The organism is Sporichthya brevicatena (genome assembly GCF_039525035.1).
Lineage (GTDB): Bacteria > Actinomycetota > Actinomycetes > Sporichthyales > Sporichthyaceae > Sporichthya > Sporichthya brevicatena.
In genome coordinates, this window is the sequence record NZ_BAAAHE010000011.1 from 65,286 (window position 1) to 81,651 (window position 16,366).

Annotated in this window: 21 protein-coding genes and 1 riboswitch; of the genes, 10 read left to right on the forward strand and 11 right to left on the reverse strand. The window is 72.1% G+C overall.

Annotated features, from left to right (window positions below; all coding sequences use genetic code 11):
* Positions 1–11 precede the first annotated feature (11 nt).
* Positions 12–157: riboswitch (SAM riboswitch) on the reverse strand.
* 93 nt (positions 158–250) lie between these two features.
* Positions 251–1,249: a glucosyl-3-phosphoglycerate synthase gene (locus ABD401_RS07840; RefSeq protein ID WP_344603332.1), complete on the forward strand. Its 999-nt coding sequence runs from the start codon at positions 251–253 to the stop codon at positions 1,247–1,249.
* Complete coding sequence (locus ABD401_RS07845) at positions 1,246–2,052, forward strand: HAD hydrolase family protein (protein ID WP_344603334.1); 807 nt, start codon at positions 1,246–1,248, stop codon at positions 2,050–2,052. Before ABD401_RS07840 ends, ABD401_RS07845 begins: the two co-directional genes overlap by 4 nt.
* A gap of 87 nt (positions 2,053–2,139) precedes the next feature.
* Here ABD401_RS07845 and ABD401_RS07850 read toward each other — a convergent pair whose 3' ends face one another.
* The 8 genes from ABD401_RS07850 to ABD401_RS07885 form a co-directional block, all read right to left on the reverse strand.
* A complete protein-coding gene (locus ABD401_RS07850) occupies positions 2,140–2,772 on the reverse strand; it encodes an SRPBCC family protein (protein ID WP_344603336.1) in 633 nt (210 codons plus the stop codon).
* Positions 2,769–3,116, reverse strand: coding sequence for an ArsR/SmtB family transcription factor (locus ABD401_RS07855; RefSeq protein WP_344603338.1), 348 nt, complete (start codon positions 3,114–3,116; stop codon positions 2,769–2,771). Before ABD401_RS07855 ends, ABD401_RS07850 begins: the two co-directional genes overlap by 4 nt.
* A 43-nt stretch (positions 3,117–3,159) precedes the next feature.
* The gene (locus ABD401_RS07860; protein WP_344603340.1) at positions 3,160–5,445 is read right to left on the reverse strand and encodes a molybdopterin-dependent oxidoreductase; all 2,286 of its coding nucleotides are present in this window, start codon (positions 5,443–5,445) and stop codon (positions 3,160–3,162) included.
* 64 nt (positions 5,446–5,509) lie between these two features.
* Complete coding sequence (locus tag ABD401_RS07865) at positions 5,510–6,037, reverse strand: LytR C-terminal domain-containing protein (protein WP_344603342.1); 528 nt, start codon at positions 6,035–6,037, stop codon at positions 5,510–5,512.
* 33 nt (positions 6,038–6,070) lie between these two features.
* Entirely contained in the window at positions 6,071–6,418 is a 348-nt protein-coding gene (locus ABD401_RS07870; protein ID WP_028984696.1) for a DUF3263 domain-containing protein, read from the reverse strand.
* Positions 6,419–6,654: 236 nt separating this feature from the next.
* Entirely contained in the window at positions 6,655–7,347 is a 693-nt protein-coding gene (locus ABD401_RS07875; protein WP_344603345.1) for a hypothetical protein, read from the reverse strand.
* A gap of 292 nt (positions 7,348–7,639) precedes the next feature.
* Positions 7,640–8,221, reverse strand: coding sequence for a TlpA family protein disulfide reductase (locus tag ABD401_RS07880; protein ID WP_344603347.1), 582 nt, complete (start codon positions 8,219–8,221; stop codon positions 7,640–7,642).
* Between the two features lie 30 nt (positions 8,222–8,251).
* Positions 8,252–8,407 carry a hypothetical protein gene (locus ABD401_RS07885; RefSeq protein ID WP_344603349.1) on the reverse strand — a complete coding sequence of 52 codons (156 nt, stop codon included), beginning with the start codon at positions 8,405–8,407 and terminating at the stop codon, positions 8,252–8,254.
* Positions 8,408–8,586: 179 nt separating this feature from the next.
* Between ABD401_RS07885 and ABD401_RS07890 the strand changes: the two genes are divergently transcribed.
* The 4 genes from ABD401_RS07890 to ABD401_RS07905 all read left to right on the forward strand — a co-directional run bounded on the left by ABD401_RS07890 (position 8,587) and on the right by ABD401_RS07905 (position 11,419).
* Positions 8,587–8,997 carry an SRPBCC family protein gene (locus ABD401_RS07890; protein WP_344603539.1) on the forward strand — a complete coding sequence of 137 codons (411 nt, stop codon included), beginning with the start codon at positions 8,587–8,589 and terminating at the stop codon, positions 8,995–8,997.
* 141 nt (positions 8,998–9,138) lie between these two features.
* Positions 9,139–9,576: a DUF4234 domain-containing protein gene (locus tag ABD401_RS07895; protein WP_344603351.1), complete on the forward strand. Its 438-nt coding sequence runs from the start codon at positions 9,139–9,141 to the stop codon at positions 9,574–9,576.
* Between the two features lie 74 nt (positions 9,577–9,650).
* On the forward strand, positions 9,651–10,190 hold the full coding sequence (locus ABD401_RS07900) for a hypothetical protein (protein ID WP_344603353.1): 540 nt from the start codon (positions 9,651–9,653) through the stop codon (positions 10,188–10,190).
* A 38-nt stretch (positions 10,191–10,228) separates the two neighbouring features.
* A complete protein-coding gene (locus ABD401_RS07905) occupies positions 10,229–11,419 on the forward strand; it encodes a DUF1015 family protein (protein ID WP_344603355.1) in 1,191 nt (396 codons plus the stop codon).
* A gap of 262 nt (positions 11,420–11,681) precedes the next feature.
* On the opposite strand, the gene ABD401_RS07910 is transcribed toward ABD401_RS07905, so the two are convergent.
* Positions 11,682–12,497 carry an MmyB family transcriptional regulator gene (locus ABD401_RS07910; protein WP_344603357.1) on the reverse strand — a complete coding sequence of 272 codons (816 nt, stop codon included), beginning with the start codon at positions 12,495–12,497 and terminating at the stop codon, positions 11,682–11,684.
* Positions 12,498–12,633: 136 nt separating this feature from the next.
* Here ABD401_RS07910 and ABD401_RS07915 point away from each other — a divergent pair, with 136 nt between their 5' ends.
* Complete coding sequence (locus tag ABD401_RS07915; protein WP_344603360.1) at positions 12,634–13,014, forward strand: nuclear transport factor 2 family protein; 381 nt, start codon at positions 12,634–12,636, stop codon at positions 13,012–13,014.
* Positions 13,015–13,245: 231 nt separating this feature from the next.
* On the opposite strand, the gene ABD401_RS07920 is transcribed toward ABD401_RS07915, so the two are convergent.
* Together ABD401_RS07920 and ABD401_RS07925 are read right to left on the reverse strand one after the other, a co-directional pair.
* Entirely contained in the window at positions 13,246–14,370 is a 1,125-nt protein-coding gene (locus ABD401_RS07920; protein ID WP_344603362.1) for a magnesium and cobalt transport protein CorA, read from the reverse strand.
* 28 nt (positions 14,371–14,398) lie between these two features.
* Positions 14,399–14,848 carry an ArsI/CadI family heavy metal resistance metalloenzyme gene (locus tag ABD401_RS07925; protein WP_344603364.1) on the reverse strand — a complete coding sequence of 150 codons (450 nt, stop codon included), beginning with the start codon at positions 14,846–14,848 and terminating at the stop codon, positions 14,399–14,401.
* 94 nt (positions 14,849–14,942) lie between these two features.
* Between ABD401_RS07925 and ABD401_RS07930 the strand changes: the two genes are divergently transcribed.
* From ABD401_RS07930 to ABD401_RS07940, 3 genes are read left to right on the forward strand one after another with little or no spacing between them, the layout of a single operon-like run.
* Positions 14,943–15,278 (forward strand): ArsR/SmtB family transcription factor, encoded by a 336-nt coding sequence (locus ABD401_RS07930; protein ID WP_344603366.1) that lies wholly within the window; start codon positions 14,943–14,945, stop codon positions 15,276–15,278.
* Positions 15,275–15,967 (forward strand): aquaporin, encoded by a 693-nt coding sequence (locus ABD401_RS07935; protein ID WP_344603368.1) that lies wholly within the window; start codon positions 15,275–15,277, stop codon positions 15,965–15,967. Before ABD401_RS07930 ends, ABD401_RS07935 begins: the two co-directional genes overlap by 4 nt.
* Positions 15,960–16,358, forward strand: a complete 399-nt coding sequence (locus tag ABD401_RS07940; RefSeq protein ID WP_344603370.1) for an arsenate reductase ArsC — start codon at positions 15,960–15,962, stop codon at positions 16,356–16,358. Before ABD401_RS07935 ends, ABD401_RS07940 begins: the two co-directional genes overlap by 8 nt.
* Positions 16,359–16,366 lie beyond the last annotated feature (8 nt).

Consider the following 16,366-nt stretch of genomic DNA (forward strand, 5'->3'; position numbering starts at 1 on the left):
GGGAGTTCCTCTCCTCATCTTCCCCGGCGGCGGATCACCGACCGGGACGGAGTTGGCACCGTCTCCCGCACACCGGATCCGAACGGATCGCGGCGGAGTTTGCGGGTGGTTGCCGGGGCTTCACCGAGCCGTATCTCTCAGCCCCTCTGGATGAGCGTGTTCAGTTGTGCTGTTCATCGTAGACGAAGATGGAGGGTGCCCTGTCGGGTAGACGGCCCGGCAGGACGGAGCGCGAACGGCGAGGAGCGGCGTGCAGGCCCAGGTCAGACAGTGGTTCGAGCGCCGCACGAGCGGGCTCGCGGACTGGTCGCCGGCGCAGGTGCTGGCCGCGAAGAATGCGGCGGACGTCACGATCAGCGTCGTTCTCCCCGCTCTCAACGAGGAGGCGACGGTCGGCGCGATCGTCGACGCAATCCGCCGCGAACTCGTCGAGCGGACCCCCCTGGTCGACGAGCTGCTGGTGATCGACTCCGGCAGCACCGACCGCACCGCGGAACGCGCATTCGCCGCCGGCGCGCGCGTCGTCCCCCGCGACGACGTCCTGCCCCGGATCCCCGCCGTCCCCGGCAAGGGCGAGGTGCTCTGGCGGTCACTGCTCGTGAGCACCGGCGATCTCGTGGTGTTCGTCGACGCCGACCTCGAGCGCTTCCGGCCCGAGATCGTCGTCGGCCTGATCGGGCCGCTGCTGGCCGACCCGGAGGTCGCGCTCGTCAAGGGCCTCTACGACCGGCCGCTGACCAACGGGGGCTCGGTGCTGCCCGCCGGTGGAGGACGGGTCACCGAACTCGTCGCCCGGCCGCTGCTGAACCTGCACTGGCCCGAGCTCGCCGGCGTCGTGCAGCCGCTCGCGGGTGAGTACGCCGCCCGGCGCGAGCTGCTCGAGCAGCTGCCCTTCCCCTGCGGCTACGGCGTCGAGATCGCGTTGCTCGTCGACACCCTCGCGCTGCGGGGGCTCGACGCGATCGCGCAGGTCGACCTCGGCAGCCGCCACCACCGGCATCAGGACGACGCCGCGCTCGGCCGGATGGCCGCGCAGATCTGGCAGGCGGCCCACGCCCGGCTCGGGCGGGACGTGCCGGGCCGCGCGCACCCCGCGCCGCCCGCGACGCTGACGCAGTTCACGCGCATCGACGGCGCGATCGAGGTCGCGACCCACGACGTGACCGGCCGCGAACGGCCCCCGGTGATCACGTTGCCGGAGTACCGGGCGCACCGCGCGGTCCTGGACGCGAGGACCCGCACGGCGTGAGCATCAAGATCGTCTACAGCGACCTCGACGGCACGATGGTCGGGGCCAGGGGGTGCTTCCTGCGTCGCGCGGACCTGGCGCCGACCCTCGAACCCGCGGCCGCGCTGCACGACCTGCTGGCCGCGGACGTCACCCTCGTCCTGGTGTCGGGACGGACGCGCCTGCAGCTCTCCGAGGCCGCGCGCATCTTCGGCGCGGACGGCTTCGTCGGCGAACTCGGCGCGGTGATCGGCTGGAAGTACGGGATCGAGCACGAGATCCTCCGCGGCGCCATGCCGCCCGAGTTCGGCGGCAATCTCTACGACGTCGTCATGGAGATGGGCCTGGTCGAGGAGATCGCGGACGCCTTCCCCGGCCAGCTCGCCCTCTACGACCCCTGGCACCTCGGCCACGAGGCGGACGTGATGCTCCGCGGCCGCGCCGACGTCGCCGAGGTCGAGAAGTGGCTCGCCGACCGTGGTCTGCCCTGGCTGCGGTTCCACGACAACGGCCGCCTCCCGGCCGCCGCCGGCCTGACCCCCGACGGCCATCAGCTGCACGTCTACCACCTGATGGCCGACGGCATCACCAAGGGAACCGGCATCGCCGCCGACCTCGCCCGCCGCGGTCTGACGCCGGATCAGGCGATCGCGATCGGCGACTCCCGCAGCGACCTGGAGATGGCCCCGTTCGTCCGGCAGTTCTTCCTGACCGCGAACGGCGCCCACGTCGTCGAGGACGGCTCCCCCGACAACCTGACGGTCTGTCAGGGCGAGAACGGCCTCGGCTGGGTCGAAGCCGTCCGCTGGGCCCTCGACGCCTGACCCGGCTCACCCCTCTGGCCCCATTCGTCTCATTGGGGGTGACACCCTTTCCGGCGCCAGAAAGGGTGTCACCCCTTGTTCGATGCGTCAGGCCGGTGGGGCGAAGGCGTCGGCGGTGGCCTGGGCGGCGCGGGAGGCGGCCTCGGCGGGGGCGCCGGCGGCCTGGTGGGCCTCGCCCCAGGACGTCGCGGCGCCGCGGATGAAGTCCCGCCCGCCCGGGTGGGCCTCGAACTCCGCGGCGGTGTTCTCGACGCCCTGCAGGTGCCAGGCGAGGCCGAGGAGCGAGAGATCCCAGCCGACGCCGGTCGCACCGGGGCCGTAGGTCGCCCAGTGCTCGCTGCGCGGCTGGCGATGACGGAGGACGAGCTCGCAGCGGTCCCCCTCGACCGGCGTGAGGTCGACGCTCACCCAGCTCGTCGCACCGGCGAACTCCCAGTCGAGCGCGAGGCGCTTCGGCGGGTCGCACGCGGTGATCGCACCCGAGGCGTTGCCCTCGATCGCGTACCGCCCACCGAGGCGCAGGTCCCCGCTCACCCTGGCGAACCACCGCCCGATGCGCTCGGGGTCGGTGATCGCGTCCCAGACGTCGGCGGGTTCGGCGTCGTAGGTGCGCCGGAGCTCGACGACGTAGACGTCCCCCTCCCGTCCGACACCGGCGTGGTCGCCCTCCCGTTCGACACGGCGCGCGACGGTGGTCAGCTCGGCGATCAGGTCTTTCACGATGTCTCCTCCAGGGTCGTGCGACGTTGACGCCGGCCGCGGGCCAGCTCGGTGCCGAGGGCGTCCAGGCGCTGCTCCCACTCGGCCCGCAGCCGCGCGAGCCAGGCCTCGACGTCGCGCAGCCCGGCGTCCTGCAGCGCGTACAGCCGCCGCGTCCCGTCGGGACGGACGACCGCGAACCCGCTCTCGCGCAGGATCCGCAGCTGCCGGGACACCGCCGGCTGCGTCAGCCCGAACTCCGCGGAGATCACCGCGACGACGTCCCCGGCCGTCCGCTCCCCACCCGCGAGCAGCTCCAGGATCCGTCGCCGCACCGGGTCCCCGAGTACGTCGAACGCCTCCACGCCCCGACTATATGCGCTGGTCGTTATATAAGCCAGAGATGAATCAGGCGGGGCCGAAGGACTCCGGGCCGATGCCGCCGGGGCCGCGGGGGGTGCGGCGGCGCTCGAAGCCCTGGCGCCGGTCGGGCATGGGCTGTTCCTCGTCCGGGGCGTCGCCGGCATGGGCGACGACCGTGACGCGGACGCCGTTGAAGACCGCGTTGCCGGTGAGCGGGTCGATGTCGGCGTCGTCGGTGAGGATGTTGACGTTGACGCCGGGCCGCTCGGCCGCGACGGTCATGCGGGCCTGAGGTTCGTCGTGACCCCAGCCGTGCGGCAGGGAGACGACGCCGGGGAGCACCTCGTCGGTGATCTCGACGCTGGCGACCAGCCGGCCCGCGGCGGAGGTCACCAGCGCGCGGCCGCCGTTACGCAGACCGAGCCGGTACGCGTCCTCCTCATTGACCTGGAGCGTGCACCGCCGCGGACCGGTGACCATCGCCGAGAGGTTGTGCAGCCACGAGTTCTTCGACCGCAGGTGCCGTCGGCCGACGAGCAGCATCCCCTCGCCGGCGGGGGCGTCGAGCAACGCCCGCACGCGCTGAGCATCCGTCAGAAATTCCTTGGGGGCGAGGTGGATGCGGCGGTCCTCGGTCAGCAGCGCCTCCGGCAACCGCGGCTCGAGCTCCCCGAGTTCGAGCCCGTGCGGACTGAGTTGCAGGTGCTCCATCGTCAGCCCGTACTCCCCCGCCTGCAGCAGGATGTCGAGCAGACGCTCCGGACCTCGCAGCCCTTCGCCGACCTGGTCGAGCGGGATCCCCTCGCGCATCGCGACCGCAGCGGCGAGACGGTCGTCGAACTCCTCGACGCCGTTGTACGAGCCGGTCGCGGCGATCAGCGCGAGGCGCGCGATCGTCTCCCACTCCGGGTACATGCCGACCGGCAGGTCGAGCACCGGCGGGGAGTACTTCGCGACGTTGCGGCACGCGTAGTTGTAGAGCTTCAGGTCGTAGTGGGGCCGTTCGAGGATCGACGGCACCGGCAGGACGACGTCCGCGAGCGCGGAGGTCTCGTTCAGGTACATGTCGACGCTGATCATCAGGTCGAGCGAGTTCAGCGCCGCGTACAGGCGCTTGGAGTTCGGGACCGACCGCGCCGGGTTGCCGCCGATCGTGATCAGGCCGCGGACCTGACCGAAGCCCGGCGTGTCGATCTCCTCGGCGAGCGCCGCCGCCGGGACCTCGCCGAGCAGGATCGGCCGCCGGCTCACGCGGCTGCGCGGCCCGTCGAGCGTGAACGGCTCCGGCGGGACGCCCCGCCGCGGCGAGTTCGGCAGCCCGCCGTGGCCGGGCTGGGGGAACATCGCGCCGCCGGGGCGATCGAGGTTGCCGGTCAGGACGTTGAGGACGTCGATCAGCCAGGTCGTCACCGTCGCGAAAGACGTCGTCGACGCCCCGATCCGCCCGTAGACGACGCCGGCGTCCGCCCGCGCGAACTCGCGCACGACGCGGCGGATGCTGCCCGCGTCGACCTCGGTCCGCCGCTCGACCCGCTCGGGCGTGATGCCCACGGCCAACGACGCGATCCCGTCGACCCCGTCGACGAGGTCCGCGAGCTCGCCGAGGTTCACCAGGTTCTCGGTGAGCAGCACGTTGAGCATCGCGAGCAGCAGGAGCCCGTCGGTCCCGGGGCGGACGCGCAGGTGCTCGTCGGCGCCGTCGGCGGACTCCGTGCGGCGCGGATCCACGACGACGATGCGCCCACCGCGGCGCCGCAGTGCGCGCAGCTTCGAGCGCAGGTCCGGCGCGGTCAGCATGCTGCCGTTCGAGACGACCGGGTTCGCGCCGATCATGATCACGAAGTCGCTGCGCTCGATGTCGGGCACCGGCGTCGTGAACGGGTTGCCGTAGAGCATCCCGGACACCACGTGGCGCGGCCGCGAGTTCAGCGACGCCGCCGAGAAGACGTTGCGTGTGCCCAGGGCGTTGATCAGCGACTCGGTGTAGAGCAGCGGCCCGAGCGCGTGGTCGGCGGAGACGCCGGAGAAGACGGCGATGCAGTCCCGGCCGTGGCGCTCCTGCAGCGCGGGCAGGCGGTGCGCGATCTCGTCGAAGGCCTCGGTCCAGGTCGCCTCGCGGAGCATCCCGCCCCACCGGACCATCGGCGTGCGGAGGCGGTCGGGGTCGGTGTGCAGGCTCTTGACCGCGACGCCCTTGGGACAGAGGAAACCCTGGGAGAGGACGTCGTCCGGGTCGCCGCGAATCTCCAGGACCGACCCGTCCTCGTCCACGCTGACCAGCAATCCACAGCTGGCCTCGCACAGAGGGCAGGTGTGGGGGACGCCGGGCACCTGACGAGTTCTACCGCAGGGTGCGAAACGGTCCGGTCACGCGCTCCCCAAGCCCGCCGACATCTCATCCAGACGTGGGGAAGTCCTTACTCAGGATGACGGTCAGTTGGGTGGTCGAGATGCCGGCGAATGCCGGGCGAATCCTCCCGATCTGGGGGAATTGCGCCATCAGGGCCTTCGCCGCGGGCCGCAGGCCCGGCGGGAAGTACACCGTCGTCGCGGGGACGTTCCCCCGCCAGTCGTCGACGCCGGCCACGGTCCAGCCCCCCGCGGTCAGCTCGTCGGCGAAGGTCTGCGCGAGCCCGCGCACCGTCGTCTGGTTGAACACGACGACCGGCACCTTGGCCGCGGGCCGCGGGGTCGGGCTCGGGGTCGGGGCGGCCGGCTCCGGCGTCGGGGTCGGCGCCGCCGGCTGCCCGGGCGCGGGCGAGGCGGTCGCGGCCGGGCCGGCCTGCTCGGCGGCGGGGTCGTCGTCGGTGCCGAACGCCAGGATCAGCACCCCGACCAGCACGATCACCGCCAGGGCGGCCAGGGCCGACGAGGCAAGGATGCTCAGCAGCGAGGCGCCGCGCCGCGGCTCGCCGGGGGCCATGTCAGAAGGCCGAGACCTCAGACGGCCGGGACCTCAGGCGTCGAGGCCGAGACGACGCGCGGACCGCGCGCGCTGCCGGGCCGAACGCAGCCGGCGCAGACGCTTGACCAGCATCGGGTCGTAGGCCATCGCGTCCGGGTGGTCGATCAGGGCGTTGAGGATCTGGTAGTACCGGTTCGCGGACATCCCGAACAGCTCACGGATGGCCTGCTCCTTGGCCCCCGCGTAGCGCCACCACTGGCGCTCGAAGGCGAGGATCTCGCGGTCCCGCTCGGGAAGCGCGCCGGCCGGACCGTCGAACGTCACCGAACCCGGTTCCGCGAGCTCCAGCTCGGCGGCGACCTGGGCGCTGCGCTCCGACGCGGCTGCTGCGGCTTCCATCGAGTAGACCTCCGAAGCGTCCGACTGGCTCTTCCGACCGCCTGCATTCCGGCGGCATCGCCAGTCTACGGCTGAATGACATTGCTGTCATTCCCTACGTGGGCGCTACCGCCGGTAAGTCCGGCCAGCATCGCACACGCCCCGCGGGACACACGAAACGCCCGCCACCGCAGTGCGGTGACGGGCGTTCGCGTCGATCGCTCTCGGGGTCAGCGCCCCGATCTCGGGCCCCGGATTCAGGCGGCGCCGAGGATGCTGCCGCGGCGGCGGGTCACCAGGGTGACACCGGTGCCGGCGACAGCCAGACCCGCGCAGAGGAGCAGCGCGGTCAGGTCGGCGTTGCCACCGGTCTGGGGCAGCGCGCCGGCCTCGACGGTGGCGGGCTTGGCGGCCTTCGTCGTCTTCGTGGTCTTGGTGGTCTTGCTCGCGCCCTTGACCTCGGCGGCGGGCTTGGTGACCTTGACCGGGACGCCGAGCAGCTGGTCCAGGTTCAGCGCGTCCGTGACCGAGCCGACCAGGTCGGTGACGGTCTTGATGATGCCGTCGAGGTCGACGAGGTTCGTGACGGTCTCGAGGACGTTCTCCAGGTCGACCAGGTTGGTGACGGTGGAGAGGACGTCGGCGCCGAGGACGTCGCCGAGCGGCAGGGTCTGGACGATCGACAGCGGGTCGGCGGCAACGCCGGTGACCGTGCTGACCGGGTCGAGGCCGGTGCCGCCGAGAACGCCGCCGACGGTGCCGGTGGCCGTGCCGAGCACGCCGCCGACCAGGTCGCCGCCGAGCAGGCCACCGGTGCCACCGAGGAGGCTGTCGACCGCGGCGACGTCGCCGACGATCGGGGCCTCGACGGCCTGGGCGGAGCCGCCCATGAGGGCGAACGGAGCGACGATCGCGCCGGAGACGGCGACGGTGAGAACGCGGGTACGCATGGAAAGACCGGACATTGGTGGATCCCCCTGGTGTGAAGTGTGCGAAGCACCGGTCATGGTCTGGGCAACCCCCCAGCCGCATCAGTCCGTGACCCCTGCGGTGCTTCTGCTCTTGTCCGCGGTGAGACGCAGGCCGCTGACCTGCGGTTCCGCGACTTCCCCATAACTTTAGGGACGCCGGCAACTACTTTCCGTCACCGGATCCTCACCCTCCGAGCGAGGGTTGCCGGCCTTTGTCCGTTATTGCCGACGGGCAAATCGGGCGGACGGCCGCCGCGGGATCAGCGGCGCGTCACGCCTCGGACCGGATCTGGTCAACCAGGCCCACAAAAGTTGCGCGAGATCCCTCGCCGATGATGCGCGCGGCGACCCGGCCCTGCCGGTCGAGGACGATCGTCGACGGGATCGCGCGGGGCGGCAGCGTCGCTCTGAACACGAGCTGCAGGCTGCCGTCGTTGTCGCGCAGGCTCGGATAGGTGATGCCGAAGCGGCGCTCGAAGGCCTCCGCGGCGCCGGCCGCGTCGTCGCGGGTGTTCAGCCCGACGAACTGGACGTCCCCGAGCGTGCGGGTCTGGTCCCACGCGGCCTGCAGATAAGGAGCCTCCTTGCGGCACGGCGCGCACCAGGAGCCCCAGACGTTGAGCAGGACGATCTTCCCGCGCAGCGAGGCCAGGTCCAGCGTCCCGCCGCCGACCTTCTCGCCGGCCAGCGTGACGGGTTCGCCCCGGTCCTGCGGGGCGATGATCGTGACGGCGCCGGTTCCGGAGACGAACCCGCGGTCACCGCCCGGCGTCGCCGGGCCGTCCTCGGCGCTGCACGCGGTCAGCGCGACGAGGGTCGCCGCCGCAGCGGCGAGAAGACGGCCGGCTCGCACCGGCCCATCGTAAGAAGTGCGGAGACGGCCTCAGGAGCCGAGGTGCGCGCGGCGGTCGCGCTGGGCCGGGATGAACGCCAGGCGGTCACCGACCGTGGGGGCGGGGATCCGGGCCTGCGACGCGACCACGGGCACCGGCTCCGACACGTGGTGCGAAGGACGCATCCGGGAGAGCCACCGGCGCATTCGAACCTCCATCGACACTGCGGACCGTGGGCCTGTGCGGGGCCCGCCGCGTGCCGTCCCCCGACTCGCAGCAAAGGTGAGACGTGCACTGATCCGGTCCGGTTCCGTCCAATTTCACTGGCGTCGCCACACTTGATCGGGTGAGCCGACACTTCTACGTGTTCCGCAGTCACTGGCTGGTGGACGCGCCCGCACCGCGAGTGTTCGAGACCCTCGCAAAGCTGGACGAATACCCCCAATGGTGGCCGCAGGTCCGCAGTACCCGTCCTATCGACGAACAGACCTGTGAAGTTGAGGTTCGGTCGACACTTCCGTACTCGCTGCGCATGACCGCGCACCACTCGCAGAAGGACCCGGACGCCGGTGTCCTGGAGGCGCGCCTGACCGGCGACCTGGTCGGCCACAGCCGCTGGCGCCTGACGCCGGCGCCCAACGGCGGGACCGTCCTGGAGTTCGGCGAGGAGGTCGAGGTGCGCCGCGCGCTGCTGCGCGCGCTCTCCTTCGCCCGGCCCGCGCTGCGGGCCAACCACGCCCTGATGATGCGCTCCGGGGAGCGCGGGCTGCGGCGGCACCTCGCGTCGGCGGGCTGACCTTCCGCCGTCCGGGTGACGCCCTCCCGGCGTGGCGCGTGAATTTCTCACGATTTCTCTGCGGACCGCGGCAAATCGCCCTAGCGTTTCGATAGACCGCGGCCGTTCTGGGGAGGCCGGCCGCGCTCGGGGGGATGCGCGATGTCACCGGACACGTCGGTACTGCTCAGCCGGGAGACCCTGACGTACGGTCCGGCGCCGAAACGGCGCCGACCGGCGGCGGTGTGGTTCCTCGGCGTCGCCACGTTGGGCGTCTACTGGGTGGTGTGGTTCCTGCGCGCGAACCGGGAGCTCGCCCGGTTCGACGAGCGGATCCCCGGGTCGTACCGGGTCGACACCACCGCCTTCGCCCTCGGCTGGCCGATCGGCATCCCGCAGTTCCTCGCCCTGCACCGCATGGCCCGCCGCATCGAGTCCGCCCAGCACGCCGCCGGGCTCCCGGTCACCTGCGACCCCGCCACCGGCGTCCTGATGTGGGTCTGCTTCGGCGTCGGCGTCCTGTACCTCCAGGACGAGCTGAACAAGGTCGTCGACCGCTACGGCGCCCCCGCCGGCACCGAGGTCTTCCACTACGCCTGATTCGTCCTCGGACGAACGGTCACAGTCCGCACGATCGGGCGTTCGCCGCGAGCGCGCGATGTTCTACTGACGCCGTGTCGATCGACCGCGGCCCCGGGCTGCCCGCGCCCACGAACGCCTTGTGGCCGCCGCTGACCTCGGACGACGCCGCCCGCGAGCGACTGCGACGGGCGCGCATCGGCGCCGCGGCCGCGCTCGCGTTGGCCCTGCTGCTCGGCGTCGGCTGGTTCCTGGACCGGCGGGAACCTGACCTCGATCCGCGCGTGCGCGCTCAGGTCGATCAGGCGCTCGAGAGTTGGCGGCAGGTCCAGGTGCGTGCCGCGGCCGGGCAGACCATCACGGACGACGCTCTCCTCGCGGCCGGTGTTCAGCCGAACGCGGTCGGCGTGCGGGAATCCCTGGAGACCGTGCGCGACAGCCACGAAGCTCCGCAGCGGTACTTCGTCAACCTGATCCGCACTCCTCCGGGTGATGCGGTCCTGGTCGAGGCGAGTTGGGGCGTCCACAACGCCGACGCCGCGTACAGCTGGGAGCAGTTCGTCACGTTCGTGCGTGACGAGCGAGGTCAGCTCCGGATGGTCGCCTGCACGCCCGACGTGCGGGACGGCATTTAGCTCGCTCGGCGCGCCTCTGCTTCTGCAAGGATCCGGGCATGCCGCGATTCGAGCCGTTCGCCGGGATCCGTTACGCCACCGACGACCTTGCGGCGGTGACGGCGCCGCCGTACGACGTCATCGACGCGGAGGAACGGGCGGCGCTGGTCGCGCAGCACCCGCACAACGTCGTGCTCGTCGACATGCCGACCGACCCCGAGGACTCCAGCGGTCTCGACGCCTACGCCGGCGCGGCCGCGCTGTTCGCGCGGTGGCGGGCGGAGGGTGCGCTCGTCGACGACGCGCCCGCGCTCTACCCGTACCGGATGACGTTCACCGACGAGGCAGGGACGCGGCGCCACACCCTCGGGGTGCTCGGCGCCCTCGGCATCGACGCCGAGTCGCGGGCGGACGTCCTGCCCCACGAGCACACGACGCCGAAGGCGCACAGCGACCGGCTGGACCTGCTCCGCGCGACGCGGGCGAACCTGTCGGCGATCTGGGGCCTGTCGCTGACGTCCGGGCTGACCGGTCTGATCGACCTCGACGCCGCGGAGCCCCTCGGCCGCTGGGACGACCCCGACGGCGTCACCCACGAGCTCTGGCGCCTCGACTCCCCCGCCGCGGTGAAGGCCGTGACCGACGCGGTGTCGTCCAACCCGGTCGTCGTCGCGGACGGGCACCACCGGTACTCGACCTGTCAGATCTTCGCCGGCGAGGACGGCGCCCCCGCGGGCGCGAACGCGACGCTCTGCCTGATCGTCGAGCTCGACGCCGAGCAGCTGACCGTGCAACCGATCCACCGGTTGATCTCCGGGCTCGGGTCGGACGTCGACCTCGCCGGAGCCCTCGCCGTCGACTTCGAGGTCGGGGAGCTCGAACCGCTGCCGGGGCCGGACGTCGTCGCGCGGTTGATCGCCGAACGCGCGCTGGCGCTGGTGACCCCCGACGGGTTGCGGCTGCTACGTCCCGTCGAGGGCCCGGGGCCCGACGGTGTCGAGCCGCTCGACTCGGTCCGCGTCGCCGATGCGCTGGAGGGCCTCGGCGCCGAGGTGAGGTACCAGCACGGGGTCGGGCACGCCGTCGCCGCCGTTCGCGGCGGCCGCGCGCAGGCGGCGATCCTGCTGCGTCCCGTCTCGGTCGAGCAGATCCGCGCCACCGCCGACGCCCGGGGCCTGATGCCCCCGAAGTCGACCTTCTTCTGGCCCAAGCCCCGGACCGGGACCGTCTTCCGCTCCCTCGAGCCCTGATCCTCGGCTCCCCCGCTCCCCCTCGGCCGCCCCCGGCGGCTTCACCAGGCACCCCGCTCATGCATGAGCGGGTGGTCGATTTGTGTCCGAAATGTCCCGCGAAAACGACCCGCTGCTCATGCATGAGCAGCGGGACAGGGCGACGCCCCGCTCATCCATGAGCGGGTGGTCGATCTGTGTCCGATTTGTCCGCCGAAATCGACACCCTGCTCATGCATGAGCAGCGGGACAGGGCGGACGGGGGGACAGAGCGGACGGGAGGTCAGTTGAGCGCGGAGGCGGAGGAGCCGCGGCCGCCGAGAAGGCGGGCGGAGGCGTCGTCGGCGGGGTAGAACAGCTCGACCGCGAGCTCGTCGAGGGTGACGTCGCGGGGTGTGCCGAAGGTCGTCAGGGTCGTGAACAGCGAGAGCTCGGTGCCGTTGCCGAGGTCGAGGCGGAACGGCAGGAGCAGGGGCGCGCGGTCCAACGGTGAGGCGGGGACGGAGGCGACCGCCTCCTCGACCCCCGGGTACGCGCGGACCTCGGCCTCCAGGGCGGCGAGGCCCGGGTCGCCGGTGAGGACGACCGACCGGCGCAGCTGTTGCAGCAGGTGCGCGGCCCACTCCCCGAAGTTCAGCGTCCGCTTCGCGAGGCCCTCGGGGTGCAGGCTCAGCCGGTAAACGTTCGCCGGCGGGCCGAGGAGTTCCTCCGGGAGGCCGGCGGTGATCGCGCCGGCCGCGGCGTTCGCGAGCACGATGTTCCAGGCCCGGTCGACGACGATGCCGGGGTAGGGGTCATGGGCGTCGAGCATCCGCTGGACGGCGTCGCGGGCGGGATCCATCGCGGTGTCCTCCAGGGGCCGGACCGGGTACCGCGGCGCGTAGCCGGCCGCGAGCAGCAGCGTGTTCCGCTCGCGCAGCGGGATGTCCAGGCCGTCGGCGAGCGCCAGCACGAGTTCGGCGCTCGGCCGGGAGCGGCCGGTCTCGACGAAGCTCAGGTGCCGCGTCGAGACGTTGACGGCCAGCGCGAGGTCCATCTGGCTCAGCCGGCGCCGCCGGCGCCAGTCGCGCAGCAGCGCGCCCACGGTCAGCTCGGTCATCCCCGCACGCTAACCGCGCGCGGTCATGCCCGCGATTACCTGCGAGGTCATGGCCCGTCATGACCTCGGACGTCATTGAGAACGCCCGCGCCGGACCCGACGGTGGTGCCACCCGCACCGACCGAAAGGACACCTGATGACCACCACCGTCACCCTCGAGCTCACCGTCGACACCTGGCTGCAGGCCTACGGCGAACCGGACGAGGCCGCGCGGGCCGCGCTGATCGCCGAGGTCTGGGCCCCCGACGGCGTGCTCGCCGACCCGCCGTTCACCGGGACCGGCCACGCGCAGATCCTCGCCCTCACCGGCGCCGCGCAGGGCCAGTTCCCCGGCCACACGTTCCGCCGGACCAGCGAGCTCGACGCGCACCACGACCTGGCCCGCTACACCTGGGAGCTCGTCGCCCCGGACGGAACCGCCGTCCTCGCGGGCACCGACGTGGTGCTCGTCGACGACGCCGGCCGGCTCCGCTACGTGGCCGGATTCTTCGGCGAACCGGCCGGCCGGGCGGCCTGAGTTCGGCCGCGCGGGTCAGGTCCGCGGCGGTGCGGCCGATAGGGGTCCATCGTTCGGTTGATCTCTGACCGAACGGCTCCCGTGCGGGAGGTCGGAGCTCTACCGTCGAAGCAAGATCGGCACGCACCGCCGCGTGCACCAGTCCGGGGGGACGAGAACGATGGATCTGCACAACGGCCTGTTCGAGGGGCCGCCGCCGCCGCAGTCGCGCACCGCGCCGGTGTGGCCCGGTTACGACCCCGAGCCCAAGCGCGCCGTCCGCCGCAGCTTCCTCGCCCGGCTCTTCAACTCGCGCCGGACCCGGCCCGCGCCCTCGGCCTGAGGGTCGGCCACCGCCGGCGCACCCAGCCAGTGGCGCGCCCGGAAGTTGAGGTACAGCGCCAGGCAGATCGTCAGGATCACGCCGAGCACCAGCGGGTAGCCGTACTGCCAGTTCAGCTCGGGCATGTGCTCGAAGTTCATGCCGTAGATGCCGGCGACGGCGGTCGGAACCAGGGCGATCGCGGCCCAGGCACTGATCCGCCGCATGTCCTCGTTCTGGCGCAGCTGGATCTGCGCCTGACGGACGCTCACCTGCGCGACGTTCGCCTGCAGGACGTCGGAGAGCAGGCGGTCGATCGCCTCGACGTTGTCGGCCGCGCGCAGCAGATGATCGTGCACGCCGCGGAAGTACGGCTCGACCTCCGGTGTCAGTACCGGGTGCCGGCCGTCGGCGAGGGTCTCCAGCGTCCGGCTCAGCGGTGAGACCGCCCGCCGGAAGTCCGCGACCTCGCGCTTGAGGCTGTAGATGCGCTCGGACCGGTCCTCGTCCCCGCCGCCGAAGACCTGCTCCTCGATCTCGTCGACGTCGTCGTAGATGTAGTCGATGGCCTCCTGATAGCCGTCGACGACGCGGTCCGCGACGCGGTAGAGCACGCCGGCCACCCCGAACTCGGGGTGCTCGCCGGAGTCGAGGTCGCGGCGCACGCGGTCGAGCACGTCGTTGTCGCCGTGGCGGATCGTCACGACGAAACTCGGCCCGAGGAACAGCGCCACCTCGGTGACCTCGACGACCTCGTAGCTGTCGACGTAGTGCACCGGCTTGAGGACGACGAGCAGGATGTCGCCGTGCGCCTCGAGCTTCGGTCGCTGGTGCGCGGCGACGGCGTCGGCGACCGCGAGCTCGGGCAGCCGGAACTCGGCGGCGACCGCGGCGATGTCCTCCCGCGACGGGTCGGTGCACTCGATCCAGACGAAGCCTTCGGCGGAGCAGGCCGCGAACGCGCCCTCCAGGGTCAGGTCGACCCGGCGGCCGCCGACGTAGCGGGCGCAGCGCACCGGGCGGGAGCGTCCGGGTCGCTGCGCCAGCTCGGTCACGCGCTCAGCGTAGGTCCGGGACGCGCGGTCAGCAGCATCCCGCGCGGCACGGCTCGGCTCCTGCGGGGCTGAGGGTGTCGGCGTCCGCCTTCACCGTGTAGATCTCCCACGGCTCCTTGCCGGGAGCCTCGACCCAGACCTTGTCCTGGACGGCGTAGCAGCACGCGCGGTCCTGCTCCTCCTCCGTCGCGAGGCCGGACGCGGCCAGGCGCGCGGCGGCGGCGGACACCTCCGCGCTGGTCGGCACCTCGACACCGAGGTGGTCGAGCACCGTGTCCCGGCCGGGTTCGCCCTCGATCAGGACGAGCTTGAGCGGCGGTGAGGCGATCGCGAAGTTGGCGTACCCCGGGCGGCGCTTGGCCGGCTCGGCCCCGAACAGCCGGCGGTAGAACTCCACGGCGGCCTCGAGGTCGGCGACCCGGAGGGCGAGCTGGACGCGGCTGGTGTCGATGGCAGTACTAGCGGCAGTGCTGGTCATGACGGTGCTCCGTTCTCTCGGAATGGTCGAAGGTTGCGCCTTGTTTCGATAGCTGTCAATATCGATACCTGTCGAATTCATTCCCGGGACGGTCATGGAACTTCTGGACGTGAACTGCTGCGCACCGCTGAGCCGCGAACCGCTGACGGCGCGTCAGGCGGTGGATCTGGCCGCGGCGTTCAAAGCCCTCGGCGACCCGGTACGGCTACGCCTGTTCTCCCTGATCGCGTCGCACGAGGGCCAGGAGGCGTGCGTCTGCGAGCTCACGGGCGAGTTCGACGTCTCCCAACCGACGATCAGTCACCACCTCAAGGTGCTGCGCGAGGCGGGCCTGCTGACCTCCGAGCGCCGGGCGAGCTGGGTGTACTACCGCGTCCGGGCCGAGGCCCTCGACGCACTGGGCCGCCTGCTCGGCACTCCGGTCGGATGACAACGGAGCTACGGCGCCGGGCCCTGTCCGAGTTCGTGGGCACGGGCGGGCTGGTCACGGTCGTCGTCGGTTCCGGCATTGCGGCCCAGCGACTTTCGCCCGACGACGTCGGCCTCCAGCTGCTGCAGAACTCGATGGCCACCGCGCTCGGGCTGACGGTGCTGATCCTCGTCCTCGCGCCGGTCAGCGGGGGGCACCTCAACCCCGCCGTCACCCTCGCGGCATGGGCCCTCGACCGGCGTTCGTTCCGCGGGCCGGAGGTGGCCGCGTACGTCTCCGCCCAGACCGCGGGGGCGATCGCCGGCACCTGGCTCGCCCACGGGATGTTCGACGTCGGGGTGCTCACCACGTCGACGCACGCACGGAACGGCGGTCCGACGCTCGTGGCGGAGGTCGTCGCCACGGCCGGCCTGGTCCTGGTGATCTTCGCGCTCGTGCGCAGCTCGCAGGGTCCCCTGTGCGCCCCCGCCGTCGGCGCGTACATCGGGGCGGCGTACTGGTTCACCTCGTCGACCTCGTTCGCGAACCCGGCGGTGACGGTCGGCCGCGCGTTCACCGACACCTTCGCCGGGATCGCGCCCTCGTCGGTGCCCGGCTTCGTCGCCGCGCAGTTGGTCGGCGCCGCGCTCGGCCTGCTCCTGCTGCTTGCCTTGTACCCGACCACCGTGAGAGGTGCCGTTGATGCCTGAACGTCCCAGCGTGTTGTTCGTCTGCGTGCACAACGCCGGTCGTTCCCAGATGGCCGCCGGCTGGCTCGAGCACCTCGGCGAGGGCCGGATCGAGGTGCGGTCCGCCGGGTCCGCGCCCGCCGACCGGGTGAATCCGGTCGCGGTCGCGGCCATGCGGGAGGTCGGGATCGACATCACGGAGGCCGCACCTCGGGTGCTCACCCCTGAGGCCGTGATGGCGTCCGACGTCGTGGTGACGATGGGCTGCGGCGACGCCTGCCCGGTCTTTCCCGGACGGCGGTACGAGGACTGGGCCCTGGACGATCCGGCCGGACAGGAGCTCGCCGCGGTCCGGCGAATTCGGGACGCCCTCCGCGAGCGCGTGGCCGCCCTGGTGGCCGACTTGGTGTGATGTGCTGG

Coding starts and splice junctions, on each gene's coding strand:
- ABD401_RS07905 (WP_344603355.1), top strand. CDS start 10,229: ATGCCGCGATTCGAGCCGTTCGCCGGGATCCGTTACGCCACCGACGAC.
- ABD401_RS07895 (WP_344603351.1), top strand. CDS start 9,139: ATGTCACCGGACACGTCGGTACTGCTCAGCCGGGAGACCCTGACGTAC.
- ABD401_RS07870 (WP_028984696.1), bottom strand. CDS start 6,418: ATGGAAGCCGCAGCAGCCGCGTCGGAGCGCAGCGCCCAGGTCGCCGCC.
- ABD401_RS07885 (WP_344603349.1), bottom strand. CDS start 8,407: ATGCGCCGGTGGCTCTCCCGGATGCGTCCTTCGCACCACGTGTCGGAG.
- ABD401_RS07875 (WP_344603345.1), bottom strand. CDS start 7,347: ATGCGTACCCGCGTTCTCACCGTCGCCGTCTCCGGCGCGATCGTCGCT.
- ABD401_RS07935 (WP_344603368.1), top strand. CDS start 15,275: ATGACAACGGAGCTACGGCGCCGGGCCCTGTCCGAGTTCGTGGGCACG.
- ABD401_RS07865 (WP_344603342.1), bottom strand. CDS start 6,037: ATGGCCCCCGGCGAGCCGCGGCGCGGCGCCTCGCTGCTGAGCATCCTT.
- ABD401_RS07940 (WP_344603370.1), top strand. CDS start 15,960: ATGCCTGAACGTCCCAGCGTGTTGTTCGTCTGCGTGCACAACGCCGGT.
- ABD401_RS07930 (WP_344603366.1), top strand. CDS start 14,943: ATGGAACTTCTGGACGTGAACTGCTGCGCACCGCTGAGCCGCGAACCG.
- ABD401_RS07910 (WP_344603357.1), bottom strand. CDS start 12,497: ATGACCGAGCTGACCGTGGGCGCGCTGCTGCGCGACTGGCGCCGGCGG.
- ABD401_RS07925 (WP_344603364.1), bottom strand. CDS start 14,848: ATGACCAGCACTGCCGCTAGTACTGCCATCGACACCAGCCGCGTCCAG.
- ABD401_RS07915 (WP_344603360.1), top strand. CDS start 12,634: ATGACCACCACCGTCACCCTCGAGCTCACCGTCGACACCTGGCTGCAG.